The organism is Mesosutterella multiformis, assembly GCF_003402575.1.
GTDB lineage: Bacteria > Pseudomonadota > Gammaproteobacteria > Burkholderiales > Burkholderiaceae_F > Mesosutterella > Mesosutterella multiformis.
Genome location: NZ_BGZJ01000001.1, coordinates 497,896 through 510,907 on the forward strand (window position 1 = coordinate 497,896; position 13,012 = coordinate 510,907).

General features: G+C 61.2%; 11 protein-coding genes and 1 other RNA gene. 6 read left to right on the forward strand and 6 right to left on the reverse strand.

What is annotated here, in order from left to right; translation table 11 throughout:
* Positions 1–9 precede the first annotated feature (9 nt).
* Positions 10–315: RNase P RNA component class A (gene rnpB / locus M4NBBH2_RS02260), an RNA gene on the reverse strand.
* Positions 316–474: 159 nt separating this feature from the next.
* Here rnpB and M4NBBH2_RS02265 point away from each other — a divergent pair.
* The 3 genes from M4NBBH2_RS02265 (at position 475) to M4NBBH2_RS02275 (ending at position 5,202) form a co-directional block, all read left to right on the forward strand.
* Positions 475–1,608 carry an outer membrane beta-barrel protein gene (locus M4NBBH2_RS02265; RefSeq protein ID WP_170135096.1) on the forward strand — a complete coding sequence of 378 codons (1,134 nt, stop codon included), beginning with the start codon at positions 475–477 and terminating at the stop codon, positions 1,606–1,608.
* 104 nt (positions 1,609–1,712) lie between these two features.
* A complete protein-coding gene (gene hemL, locus M4NBBH2_RS02270; protein WP_116269546.1) occupies positions 1,713–3,002 on the forward strand; it encodes a glutamate-1-semialdehyde 2,1-aminomutase in 1,290 nt (429 codons plus the stop codon).
* A gap of 19 nt (positions 3,003–3,021) precedes the next feature.
* A complete protein-coding gene (locus tag M4NBBH2_RS02275) occupies positions 3,022–5,202 on the forward strand; it encodes a protein-disulfide reductase DsbD family protein (RefSeq protein WP_116269547.1) in 2,181 nt (726 codons plus the stop codon).
* Here the strand turns inward: M4NBBH2_RS02275 and M4NBBH2_RS02280 are convergent.
* Positions 5,174–6,628 (reverse strand): D-alanyl-D-alanine carboxypeptidase/D-alanyl-D-alanine-endopeptidase, encoded by a 1,455-nt coding sequence (locus tag M4NBBH2_RS02280; RefSeq protein ID WP_116269548.1) that lies wholly within the window; start codon positions 6,626–6,628, stop codon positions 5,174–5,176. The genes M4NBBH2_RS02275 and M4NBBH2_RS02280 overlap by 29 nt on opposite strands.
* Positions 6,629–6,854: 226 nt before the next feature.
* Here M4NBBH2_RS02280 and M4NBBH2_RS02285 point away from each other — a divergent pair, with 226 nt between their 5' ends.
* Positions 6,855–7,142 (forward strand): co-chaperone GroES, encoded by a 288-nt coding sequence (locus M4NBBH2_RS02285; protein WP_022444312.1) that lies wholly within the window; start codon positions 6,855–6,857, stop codon positions 7,140–7,142.
* Between the two features lie 40 nt (positions 7,143–7,182).
* Complete coding sequence (gene groL / locus M4NBBH2_RS02290) at positions 7,183–8,814, forward strand: chaperonin GroEL (protein ID WP_116269549.1); 1,632 nt, start codon at positions 7,183–7,185, stop codon at positions 8,812–8,814.
* A gap of 135 nt (positions 8,815–8,949) precedes the next feature.
* On the opposite strand, the gene M4NBBH2_RS02295 is transcribed toward groL, so the two are convergent.
* The gene (locus M4NBBH2_RS02295) at positions 8,950–9,552 is read right to left on the reverse strand and encodes a thioredoxin fold domain-containing protein (RefSeq protein WP_116269550.1); all 603 of its coding nucleotides are present in this window, start codon (positions 9,550–9,552) and stop codon (positions 8,950–8,952) included.
* Between the two features lie 132 nt (positions 9,553–9,684).
* Between M4NBBH2_RS02295 and pyrF the strand changes: the two genes are divergently transcribed.
* Positions 9,685–10,512 carry an orotidine-5'-phosphate decarboxylase gene (gene pyrF / locus M4NBBH2_RS02300; protein ID WP_116269551.1) on the forward strand — a complete coding sequence of 276 codons (828 nt, stop codon included), beginning with the start codon at positions 9,685–9,687 and terminating at the stop codon, positions 10,510–10,512.
* Positions 10,513–10,525: 13 nt separating this feature from the next.
* Here pyrF and M4NBBH2_RS02305 read toward each other — a convergent pair whose 3' ends face one another.
* From M4NBBH2_RS02305 to M4NBBH2_RS02315, 3 genes are all read right to left on the reverse strand, one after another.
* Positions 10,526–11,860 (reverse strand): hemolysin family protein, encoded by a 1,335-nt coding sequence (locus M4NBBH2_RS02305; RefSeq protein ID WP_116269552.1) that lies wholly within the window; start codon positions 11,858–11,860, stop codon positions 10,526–10,528.
* Between the two features lie 64 nt (positions 11,861–11,924).
* Positions 11,925–12,434 carry a CinA family protein gene (locus tag M4NBBH2_RS02310; RefSeq protein ID WP_116269553.1) on the reverse strand — a complete coding sequence of 170 codons (510 nt, stop codon included), beginning with the start codon at positions 12,432–12,434 and terminating at the stop codon, positions 11,925–11,927.
* Positions 12,435–12,459: 25 nt separating this feature from the next.
* Positions 12,460–12,990 carry a phosphatidylglycerophosphatase A family protein gene (locus M4NBBH2_RS02315; RefSeq protein WP_116269554.1) on the reverse strand — a complete coding sequence of 177 codons (531 nt, stop codon included), beginning with the start codon at positions 12,988–12,990 and terminating at the stop codon, positions 12,460–12,462.
* Positions 12,991–13,012 lie beyond the last annotated feature (22 nt).

Consider the following 13,012-nt stretch of genomic DNA (forward strand, 5'->3'; position numbering starts at 1 on the left):
GAATAGGAGGCACGAAGTCCATCGGTAAGCCGGATTTTGTTGCCCGGGTTGCCCCGGTGACAGTCATTCGTCTAGACCCGGTCTCGCGACCGGGCTCAAGCCACTTACCCGCAGCCTCGCCGGACAGGGTCAGCGGCTGCCTATTTAGTGTTGCTTCCCGTAGAGATTGCCCGTTTCACCCGAACTTGATCGGCTCGTCTCTGTTGCTCTAATCCTCGCCTCGCGGCGGGCAGCCGTTAGCTGCTACGGTGTCCTATGAAGTCCGGACTTTCCTCGGGCGGGACAGGTCCCGTCCACGACTGTCTGATCGGCTTCGTGCAGGCGGTCACTATATATAGAAAACGATGAAGCCGCAAGACGGGCGCTTTTGAAAGTGCGCCTATTGTTGTACATTAACGCCTAATTATTCTCATAAAACAACTGCGTCTCTCTTCTTCTCCTATGCTTCTTAAAAGAAAACTGGCACTTGCGGCCATGCTGACCGCATTTACCCTGCCCGCCTGGGCCGATGGATTTCTTTCCAGCGCCCTCTCCGCTATCAATGAAACCACGCCCGCGGGTATGGTCTCTCAGGACAGCCGTGAGGACGGCGTAGGCGGCTGGTTCCGCGACCAGGGCCGGGGCTTCTCCAATATCGTGAAGCAGGGCAATACGGCGATTGTGCTGCCGGTTTACACCGAGCACCCCGCCTGGGACTACAACAACCGACACCAGGAAAACGGCCTCACCTGGGGCGGCGGCATTGCCCGCACCTTTGTTGACAGCCGCGGAAACGAGCGACTGGCCTATGCAGTCGCGTTCTCGGACTCTCACTACGAACTCGAGCCTTCCGTGGGCTACGGCTGGGTCTCGCGCTGGAATGTCGGCAGCACCGGTCTTCATGTCGGCGCGGGATACCTCGCCGGTCTCACGTTCCGGGCTGACTACCGCTGGCTCCCGATCCCTGCCCCGCTCCCGCTGCTCAACGTCGGGACCCGGAATTTCGGCGCCTATATGACGTACATCCCGTTCTCGAACGTCGCCTTCTTCTTCACGACGTTTAATCTCGATGATCACGCCACGCACGAAATGCCGCTGCAGCCGGGCAGCGTCTGGTACGGCCGGAATAACCTCCTCTACGCAGGCGGCTCCTGGGTCCATAACGATCTCGGCGACCCGGACAGCGACAAGGGCCGCGCGACGATGACGTCAAACGGCGGCTGGAACGCCGGTATCCGTCACTACTTTGACCGTCACTGGGCAGCTGACCTCGGTGTCATCCGCTCGAAGCACGACACGGCCTGGGACGGCGTGAAGCAGCACGACTGGAAGATGACTCAGGTGAATCTGATGGGGCAGTACCACGCGGACGCCACAAAGAACCTCCGGCTCTTCGCCGGCGCGGGCATTGGCTACGCGAAGCTTAAGCGCACGGGACAGTCCGAAGACTCTATCCATCCGGTGATCGGCGCGGGCTTCACCTGGGCCTTCAGCCGTGAGTTCCATCTCACGGGCTCCATCGTTACCGCCTTCCCCCGCTTCAAGGACATCGACGCTGTCCACTGCCCGGGCGACACCGGCCGTCCGGCTCCCACCTCATTCAATCTTTCTCTCGGAAAGACTTTCTGACATTTCCCTTCGGCTCCCGGCCTCTCGGCCGCGGAGCCGGGTAACTAAAATAGGGGCTCTTCCCGGCAAGAGCTTTCAGGATTTTCCGTTAAGGCAAAACGACAATGAATCGCAACGACGAACTCTTTGAACGCGCACAGATCTCCATCCCCGGCGGCGTGAATTCCCCGGTCCGGGCCTTCCGTTCGGTCGGCGGCTCCCCCCGCTTCATGAACCGGGCCCAGGGTCCCTACATGTGGGATGTGACCGGCAAGCGCTACGCTGACTACATCCTCTCCTGGGGGCCGATGATCCTCGGCCACGGGAATCCGGAAGTGCTGCGCGCCGTGCACGAAGCGGTCGATGCCGGTCTGACGTTCGGCACCGCGACGGAGCTCGAGATCCAGATCGCGGAGGAAATCCGCCGTCTCGTTCCGTCAATTGAGTCCGTCCGTCTCGTCTCCTCCGGCACCGAAGCCGGCATGAGCGCGATCCGTCTCGCCTGCGGCTACACGGGCCGCAACAAGATTATCAAGTTCGAGGGCTGCTACCACGGTCACTCCGACCGTCTTCTCGTGAAGGCGGGCTCCGGAATGCTCACGTTCGGTCACCCGAGCTCTGCCGGCGTTCCGGCCGGCATCACGAACGACACGATCGTTCTTGAATACAACAACCCCGCGCAGCTTGAGGAAACCTTCAAGGAGCTCGGTGACCAGATTGCCGGCGTGATCGTTGAAGCGGTCGGCGGCAATATGAATATGGTGAAGGGCACCCCGGAATTCATCCACGCGATCCGCGACCTCTGCACGAAGTACGGCGCTGTGATGATCGTGGACGAAGTGATGACCGGATTCCGCGTGGCGCTTGGCGGCGCTCAGTCGGTCTACGGCGTCACCCCGGATCTCACGATGCTCGGCAAGGTGGTGGGCGGCGGCATGCCGGTCTCCGCTTTCGGCGGCCGCCGCGAGATCATGAATCAGATCGCGCCGCTCGGCCCGGTCTATCAGGCCGGCACTCTTTCCGGAAACCCTGTTGCCGTGACGGCGGGTCTCAAGACCCTGCAGCTCATTCAGGAGCCGGGGTTCTACGACCGCATCACCGCCACGTCGAAGCGCCTCACTGAAGGCCTCACGAAGGCGGCTGCCGATAACGGTATTCCGTTCACGGCGGACTACTGCGGCGGCATGTTCGGTATTTACTTCCTTCCGGAAGTCCCGCACCGCTTTGCTGACGTGATGAAGTCTGACGACAAGCTCTTCGGCCGCTGGTTCCACCAGATGCTCGATGCGGGCTGCTACTTCGCGCCTTCTGTCTTCGAAGCCGGCTTTGTTTCCATCGTCCACACGGATGAAGTGATCGATCAGACGATCGCCGCTGCCCGCGACGCTTTCGCGTCGCTCCGCGCGGCAGTCTGATCTTCGGAGTTTTTCCCGCATGAAAGCCCCCCGACTGCTCATCGGCCTCCTCGCTGCGGCCACGCTTATTCAGACAGCCGGGGCATCCGGCGCGTTCGTGACGGGAAGCGGCGATTCGTCACCTGCCTCCGGAATCTTTCAATCCTCCGGGGCGGGCGCTGCCCCGTCACCTCTGGCCCCCGGCCGCTCAGCGGTCAAGGCGCGGCTCATTACCGCCCAGACCGCAGCGGTTCCGGGAAAAAGCCTGAAGCTCGCGGTTGAGCTGACGCATGACGCCGGGTGGCACACTTACTGGAAGAACCCGGGGGACGTCGGTTCCCCGACCGAATTCCAGTGGACGGTTCCCTCAGGCTGGAAGGTCACAGGTCCCGCCTGGCCTGAACCCACGGAAACCCAGGCGCTTTCACTCACCAATTACGGCATCTCCGGAAAGGCCCTCTACCCCTTCACGGCTTCTGTCCCTCAGAACGCCTCCGGCACGGCTCTCGTCCGGGTGCACGTTTCCTGGGTCGCCTGCAAGGAGCAGTGCGTGCCGGGGGATGCCACTCTGGAAACAAAGATCCCGGTAGCATCATCTGCCGCCGCGTCTCCCGAGGCCCCTCTGATTGAGGCCGCCGCATCTCAGGTACCGGATCCTGCGCCGAAAGACATCCGGGCTGTTAAAAACGGCTCCCGGGTTCTGATCTCGGTGCCGGGGCACCATGTTGATATCACCTTCTTCCCGGATGCGCCCGGCACGGTTTTCAAGCCGGATGCCGGTCCCGCTATCCATCAGGGAGACGCGACTGCCCGCGCCTATACCGTTTCGGTTCAGCCCGGATCGAAGTTTGGGCTTGTGGATGGACTGCTTCTCGTTGACGGCGGAAAGAAAAACGGCGGAGCCACGTATCAGCTTACTGTCACCCCGGAGTCAGGCTCTGTACCGGCAGCCGCAGCCGCCGCGGTCACTTCAGGTGGAACCGGAACCCCGGATGGCGGACTGAAGCAGCTCACCTTTCTCACCGCCGTGCTTTTTGCGGCGCTCGGCGGTCTGATCCTTAACCTGATGCCCTGCGTCTTTCCGGTGCTCTCCCTTAAGATGCTGGACCTCATCGGAGCCTCAAATGACGGCCGGCTTATCCGGCACGGTCTCGCCTTTACCGCGGGCGTCCTCCTCACCATGGGAGCGCTTTCCGGAACCCTGATCGCGCTTCAGGCCGCAGGGGCGTCGCTTGGCTGGGGCTTTCAGCTTCAGAACCCGGTGATCGTTCTCATCCTCGCGCTCCTCTTCCTCGCGATCACGATGAATCTCGCGGGTGTGTTCGAATTCACGCTCGGCAGCCGCGCGGGCGGCAACCTCGCCCTCAAAACACCGACGCGCGGCCTCCTCGGAAGCTTTTTCACCGGGATTCTCGCCGTCATTGTCGCGAGCCCCTGTACGGCTCCCTTCATGGGTGCGGCGCTCGGCTTCGCGCTCTCGCAGCCCGCTGCCATCGCGGTCACAGTGTTTCTCGCGCTGGGGTTTGGCATGGCGCTTCCGTGGCTCCTCCTCACCATCTTCCCTGGCTGGGTGAAGTGGCTCCCGAAACCCGGGGCCTGGATGGAGACGCTGAAGAAAGTGATGGCGATCCCGGTCGGCCTCGCCGCGGTCTGGCTGCTCTGGGTGCTGTCGCAGCAGCTTTCCCGCAACGGTCTCATGATCGTGGCCGGTATTCTGGTTCTTGCCGCCGTGTCGCTCTGGCTTATCGGCCGGGGACAGCGCCTGAAGCCTTTCGGCGGCCTTTATCCGGCAAGTTTCCCGGCGGCCGCCGCCGCAGCCCTCGTGCTCTATATCGGCGTCGGCCAGTTCGCGCCGGCTGCCATGAGCCTTGAAGGCACCGCGTGGCAGGCGTGGTCTCCTGAAGCCGTGCAGGCCGCCCGCAACTCCGGAAAGCCGGTTTTCATCGACTTCACCGCCGCCTGGTGCGTGACGTGTCAGGTGAATAAGAAAGCGGTAATTGACACCGAAGACGTGGAATCCGCCGCCCGGAATCTCGGCTACGCCCGGTTCCTCGCCGACTGGACCAACAAGGACCCGGCGATTTCCGCGGAACTCGCGCGCTACCGTCATAACGGCGTGCCGCTCTACATCGTGATTTCGAAGTCGGGGGCCGTGAAGGTGCTCCCCGAGCTCCTCACCAAAGACACGCTGCTCAGCGCGCTGAAGGAAGGGGCGAACTAGCCTCGGCCGCTCCGTCGGAGGCGGCGTAATTCAGCACCGCGTCAAGCACCGGCTTCGCGCCGAGCGCGTTCGGGTCATTCACGATCGCGCTCACAGCGTAAAGCGTCCCGGACGCCGACCTCACGTATCCCGCGACCGACCTCACGCCCCGGATGTATCCGGTCTTGATGTGCGCGCCGCCCTCTTCAAGCCCCCGGCGCTTCATGGTGCCGTCGACCCCGGCGATCGGAAGCGACGACATGAATTCCGGGCTCCAGGGCTTTTTCCCGGCGGCCAGCAGCACGCCGGTCAGCTGGTCGGTCGAAATCCGCGCGGTGCGGCTGAGCCCTGAGCCGTTATCAATCAGGAAGCCTTCTGTCGGAATGCCCTGCGACGCCATCCATTGGGTCACGGCGTTTCTCGAGGCAAGCCTCGTCGCGCCGCCCGGTGTTCCCGCCGAAATTCCGAGGAAGAGGTTCCTCGCGATCGGATTGATGGAATTCTTATTCATATCCCGGATCATGAGGCTGAGAGGCTTTGAAGTCAGCGTGTAGAGCACCTGCGCGCCATCAGGTGCCTTCCCCTTCATCCACTTTCCGGTCCAGACGCCGCCGAGCGCGGTCCATCCGGCCCGCATGGCCTCTTCATCAAAGATCGCCGCTCCTCCCACCACGGGCCACGGCACGGCGCTCCACGAACCTTCACCGCACGCCATCGGGTAGCTGCCGCGGAAGGAAATCCGGCCGGGTTCGGTTTCCGGGCGGAGTGTCGCGGTCAGGTTCGGGGGGCAGACACTTTCCGCGTAGGAAAGCGGCACGCGAAGCGGAAAGCTGTAACCGGCGAGATCCGGATCATGCAGCACCGCCGCAGCGCTCTCGCCTGGAAGCGGCACGAAGCTGAAAGTCACGGACTGAAGCGCGAGTCCCAGAGGATCGTGCCCTTGGTTATAGGGACGGTCCGGGTGCCCGTCAAACTCCGCGGGGTCTGCTTCGGGTTCCGCAAAAACCGAGGAATCCAGCACCACGGGGCCCGTGATCGTGCTGACGCCAACCGCGCGGAGAGCCATGAGCGCCTCACGGAACCGGGAGGCGGGGAGCCACGGAGCGCCGGACGCCCGGATATAAAGCGCGGGAACGGTTCCTCCCGTCGGAAGCGACGCCGACAGAAACTCGGTTTTCCAGACCTTCCCTGCCCCGAGCAGATCCATAGCGGCCGCGGCGGTGACGGTCTTCATCACAGAGGCTGGACTCCGGGGAACACTCCCCTCCCAGCGGATCGCGGCCCGCCCTTCCCCGTATACCGGTGTAAGGGTGACAGAGAGCGATGAGGCGCTGATTCCTGTCGAGGAGAGAGCCTCATTCACTTCGGGCGGCAGCCCGTCTGACGCCTGGGCGGCGCAGGCCGGAAACAGAAGAGTTACAAATAGACACAAATACGCTATCTTCATGAATAAATAAGGCTTTCGCCGCTCCAGAGAGTCTATCGCGCCGCAGGCGTTTCTTTTCAGTTTAAGGCCGCCCCTTGAAAAAGGGCCCCGTTCCCCCCATATAGAGGATAAGGCAGAGGCGGGAGCCCCCCTCCGGGGAATGCTGCGCCCTGCTTTTGATTTTTCTGCTTATGGAGAGTCCTTCCGGTCTCTCCCTCATATTAAGAAGCACTGTGGAGATTGAAAAATGGAAATCCGTCCTTTGCACGACCGTGTGATTGTCAAGCGCCTCGCCGCTGAGCGCACCACTTCTTCCGGCATCGTGATCCCTGAATCCGCCGGCGACAAGCCCGACCAGGGCGAAGTGATCGCAGTCGGCCCCGGCCGCCGTGACGATCAGGGCAAGCTGATCCCGATGGGGGTCAAGGTCGGCGACAAGGTTCTGTTTGGAAAGTACTCCGGCCAGGCCGTCAAGATCGAAGGCGACGAGTTCCTGGTGATGCGTGAAGACGACATCATGGGCGTCCTCGCCTGATTCAGCCCCCATTGATAAGTGATTTTGGAGAATTTAAGACATGGCAAAACAGGTTTTGTTCGGCAATGACGCCCGCACCCTGATGGTTCAGGGTATCAACACTCTCGCGAACGCCGTTAAGGTGACCCTCGGACCGAAGGGCCGCAACGTTGTTCTCGAGCGCTCCTTCGGCGGCCCGACCGTCACGAAGGACGGCGTCTCTGTCGCCAAGGAAATCGAACTGAAGGACAAGTTCGAGAATATGGGCGCCCAGATGGTGAAGGAAGTGGCCTCCAAGACTTCCGACAACGCCGGTGACGGCACCACCACCGCTACGGTTCTCGCCCAGGCGATCGTCGACGAAGGCATGAAGTACGTTGCCGCCGGCATGAACCCGATGGATCTGAAGCGCGGCATCGACAAGGCTGTCGCCGCTGCCATCGAAGCCCTGAAGGATATTTCCCGTCCGACCACCACGTCGAAGGAAATCGCCCAGGTCGGCGCCATTTCCGCCAACTCTGATGAAGAAATCGGCCAGATCATCGCTGACGCGATGGACAAGGTCGGCAAGGAAGGCGTGATCACCGTTGAAGACGGCAAGTCCCTGAAGAACGAGCTCGACGTCGTCGAAGGCATGCAGTTCGACCGCGGCTACCTGAGCCCCTACTTCATCAACAATCCGGACAAGCAGGTTGTTCTCTTCGAGAACCCCTACATCCTGATTCACGACAAGAAGATCAGCAACATCCGTGAGCTTCTGCCGGTTCTCGAGCAGGTTGCCAAGTCCGGTCGTCCGCTCGTGATCGTCGCTGAAGACGTCGACGGTGAAGCCCTCGCCACCCTCGTGGTGAACTCCCTCCGCGGCGTGCTGAAGGTTGCCGCTGTCAAGGCTCCGGGCTTCGGCGATCGCCGCAAGGCCATGCTTGAAGACATCGCCATCCTGACCGGCGGTCAGGTGATCTCCTCTGACCTCGGCCTGCAGCTCGACAAGACCACGCTCCAGCAGCTTGGTACCGCGAAGAAGGTTGAGATCAGCAAGGAAAACACCACGATCATCGACGGCGCTGGTGATGCTGAGCAGATCGCTGCCCGCGTGAAGAACATCCGCATCCAGATCGAAGCCGCTACCTCCGAGTACGACCGTGAGAAGCTCCAGGAACGTGTCGCCAAGCTCGCCGGCGGTGTCGCTCTGATCCGCGTCGGTGCTGCCACCGAAGTCGAAATGAAGGAAAAGAAGGCCCGTGTTGAAGACGCTCTGCACGCTACCCGCGCCGCTGTTGAAGAAGGCGTTGTGGCTGGCGGCGGTGTCGCTCTGATCCGTGCGAAGCAGGCTATCGCCAAGGACCTGAAGGGTGACAACGACGAGCAGAACGCCGGTATCAAGATCGTGCTGCGTGCCATGGAAGAGCCGCTCCGTCAGATCGTGAAGAACGCTGGCGACGAACCCTCTGTCGTGGTGAACAAGGTTGCTGACGGCAACGCGAGCTTCGGCTACAACGCTCAGACCGGTGTCTACGGCGACATGATCGAAATGGGCGTGCTCGACCCGACCAAGGTGACCCGCACCGCTCTGCAGAACGCTGCTTCTGTTGCTTCCCTGATCCTCACGACCGACTGCATGGTCGCTGAGCTTCCGGAAGAGAAGCCGCTCCCGCCGGCTGGCGGCATGGGCGGAATGGGCGGCATGATGTAATCTGGTCTGCCCAGACCCACTCTTGAAGTTCTGAGAGAATAAGACCGGCCCCGGAGCTCACGCTCCGGGGCCGTTTTCTGTCTGATGTGAGATTACCGGAAGGGGGCATCTCGATAAAGACACCCCGCCGTGCTCTCAGAGATCAAAGACCTTCTTCAGATCATCCGTCGTCATGCCGGAGTAAATCGCGCGGTACTCACCCTTCGCGGTCCGGAAAACGCCGAACGGGATCGTGCGGGTACCGTTCCGGCGGACGATCTTGGAGTTTGTCCAGACCTTCGCGCGGATCTTTTCCGGCAGCTTCCACACCTCTTTCTGATCAACGGGCAGGCCGCGGAACGCGGCGTCATGGAAGTGGTCCTCATGCTCGAGGAATTTCTTCCAGGGGTCAGAAGCCGAGAGAATCATGGAGCCCTGCGGCTCGGAATTGATATTCAGCACCGCGACCGGGCACCAGATGATGCGCACCTTGCTGTAGAGAGGCGTTGCCGCGCGATGGAGCTTCTCGCACCACGGGCACTGCGGGTCGAAAGCGATGTAGGCGGTGGGCAGTCCTTCGGTTCCAGGCGCAGTCACTCCGGTGCCGTCCTTCGCGAGATCCTGGTACATCCCTTCCCCATACCAGCCTTCGGGCACTTTCGGCCAGACTTTCTTCGGAGCACCTGAGGCTTCAGCCGCGAGGGCTGCGGGAGCGGCCGCCGCGGCAGCGATCGCCGCAAGCATCTGTCGACGTTTCATTCTTCTTTTCTCCTTGAGTCCGCGCCGATGGGAATTCCGGCGCAATGACTTAAATATCCCACGATCCGGAAGAATCTGCCTCGCGTCGAGGTAACATAAGGTAATTTTTCTGATTCATCCGAACTTGACGACATGAAATTCATTGATCAGCTTGAGGCCCGCTGGACCGGGTCGGACACCATGCTCTGCGTCGGTCTTGACCCGAATCCCGCGAGACTACCGAAGACCGCATCCGGCGCCGCTGTCCCGGTGTACGACTTCTGCCGCGACATCATCGACGCGACAGCGGACACGGTCTGCGCTTTCAAGCCGCAGTTCGCTTACTTCGCCGCCATGCGGGAGCTTGACGCGCTGGAGCGTCTCACCGCGTACATTCACGAGCGTCACCCGGGGATCCCGGTGATTCTCGACGCGAAGCGCGGCGATATCGGCTCAACTGCCCGGGCTTACGCGGTCGAAGCGTTCGAAGTGTACGGGGCGGACGCGGTCACGCTTTCCCCCTACATGGGCTTTGATACCGTAGAGCCGTACCTCGAGTATGAGGACAAAGGCGTCTTCCTTCTCTGCCGCACGTCGAACCCCGGCGGTGCGGATATTGAGATGCTGCAGGCGGGAGAACGCAAGGTGTTCGAGCACGTGGCCGCGAATGCCTCTGAACGCTGGAACACGAATGGAGAAATGGGACTGGTGGTCGGTGCGACATTCCCCGGGGAGCTCGCTGCGGTGCGGCGTCTCGCTCCGAAGCTGCCGTTCCTCGTTCCGGGGATCGGAGCCCAGGGCGGCGATATCAACGCCGCGGTCCGCGCCGGCGTCACATCGTCCGGCTGGGGCATGGTGATCAATTCAAGCCGGGCCGTGATTTACGCAGGGAACGGTCCTGACTTCGCTGACGCCGCCCGCGCGAAAGCGATTGAAACCCGGGACGCGATCCGGGCAGCCCAGGCCTCTCTCAAGGCCTGATGACTGATTTTCTTCAGGAAGCGGAGGAGCCTTCGGGCTCCTCCGTTTTTTTGGCGCCTGAGAGCGGAATCGCGAGCACCTTATCGATGCGGCGTCCGTCCATATCGACCACCTCAAACTTCCAGTCCGCCCAGTCGACCGAGTCGCCTTCACGCGGCACGCGGCCGAGCAGCAGCATCACCATGCCGGAAAGCGTGCTGTAGCGATCCTCATCCTCTTCCGGCACTTCTCGGATCCCAAGCCGGTCCTTCAGGTCAGGAGTCGAAATGATGCCGTCAAGAAGCCAGGATCCATCCGAACGGCGGATCGCCCACTGATCCCCGGTGTTCTCGGGCTTGAACTGCCCCGCGATCGCTTCCAGCACGTCGCGCGGCGTCACAATGCCCTGCACTTCGCCGTACTCATTCACAACGACAGAGAGCGGCGTATCGGTCTTTCTGAAGTGATCGAGGAGCTCCATGCCGGTGAGTGTCTCCGGCACATAGGTGACAGGCGTCAGCGCGCTGTTGAAGTCGGGCTGCCCGGTGTGAAGAATCTGCTTCATCAGCATCGGGGTCGAGCAGATGCCCTTTACCGTATCAAGCGATCCATCCGCGACCACGAGCCTCGAGCGGTGCGAGTTCAGAATCTTATCGATCTTCACCTGCTGCGGATCGTCGAGGTTGATCCACTCGATTTCGCTTCTCGGAGTCATGAGAGAGCTGATCTGACGGTCATCGAGGCGGAACACGTTCTTCACCATATCGCGTTCCTGAGGATCAATGACGCCTGACTCACTCCCTTCTTCGATCATCGCGTGGATTTCCTCTTCCGTCACCTGCGGTCCGATGACGTTTCCTTTCAGCACTTTCGTGAGCATCACGTTCGTGGACCAGGTGAGGAGATTCACAAACGGCTTCATGATGAAGGACAGGAACTCAAGCGGCCGCACCACTTTGCGGGACGTGTCCTCAGGAGAAATCTGACCCAGACGCTTCGGGAAGAGCTCGCCCATCACGATCGAGAAGTAGGTAATCAGCATCACGGCGAGGAAGAGGGCAAGGCCGGTTGCCACCGCGGAAGGCACTCCGAGGTATTCAAGCGCCGTGCTGATCGGGCCGGCGAGCGCCGTCTCGCCGATCATACCGGACACGAGGCCGATGATCGTGATGCCGATCTGAATCGTGGACAGCGCGGCAGTCGGATTATCCATCATGCAGAGAATCTTCTTCGCCACTCCGTCACCATCATCCGCGCTCGGCTGAAGCCTGGCACGGCGGCAGGCAATCAGGGCCGTCTCACTCATGGTGAAAAAGCCGTTGAGGATAATGAGTGCGCAGAGCACCAGCAAACTGATTATCGCTGTCATAAAAGGTTGAGTTCTTTTTTAAATTCCTGCGTTATCAGGGAGAATAACGCAGATTATGTGTCCTTCAGAGTGAAGTTTCATTAATCCGTTTAAGGAGCCCGGCAAGAGCCTGTCTCACAGTACTCTCTCTCACCGCAGCACGGTCCCCCGTGAAATGGCACGTTTCGGATTCAATCACAATACCAGAAGCCGTTCTTTCCGCAAAACCGAAGCACACCGTGCCGACCGGCTTATCGGGTTCCGCACCGTCCGGACCGGCAATTCCGGTGACGGCCACGGTATAGGCCGCGTCAGACCGGTCAAGCGCGCCCTGCGCCATCGCGGCGGCCACATCTTCAGAAACCACGCCGCGGGAACGGATCACGCCCATCGGAACCCCCAGCATTTCGATCTTTGAGCGTTCGGTATAAGTGACAAAGCCACGGTCAAACCAGCCGCTCGAACCGGGAACGGATGTAATGGCGTAAGAAATGCCGCCCGCCGTGCAGGATTCCGCCGTTGCGATACGGGCACCGTGTTTGAGCGCCGCGCGCCCCAGCTCTTCAGCGAGAGACTCAATGCTTTTTTCTTCCATTCTTTTTATCTCCTATATCGGAATCTCAGACGAGAGCGAGTCCCGTCAGACGGGCAATTGCCCAAAGAGCCGCCCACGCCCAGAGCGCCGCGAAGAGGTCATCCAGCATGACGCCGAACCCCGTATGCAGCTTCCGGTCAACGATCGACGCGGGCGGGAGCTTAATAATGTCAAAAACACGGAAAGCGGCGAATCCCGCGGCCGCCGTGAGGAGACCCGGCGGAATCACCGCGAGCAGCAGCCACACGGCTGCCACCTCATCAATCACGATGGCGCCCGCATCCTGAACGCCAAGATCATCCCCGGTGCGGCCAGCGGCCCAGACGCCGATCAGAAAGGCGAGCACACCAGGAACCCAGAGCAGTGAAGCCGGAATCAGCGTTTCAAAGAAAAGGAAAACGAGTGCCGCGGCAAGCGACCCCCAGGTGCCGGGCCCCGGTCTCAGGCATCCCGCGCCGAAAAAGAGCGCGATCGCGTGTGATGGCGCCGAAAAGGCAAAGCGGAACCCCGGCCTCAGCCGGTAGGCAGGGTTGGAGGAAGAGTATTTTTCAAGCATCGTCAGTCATCCTCCGGGGATC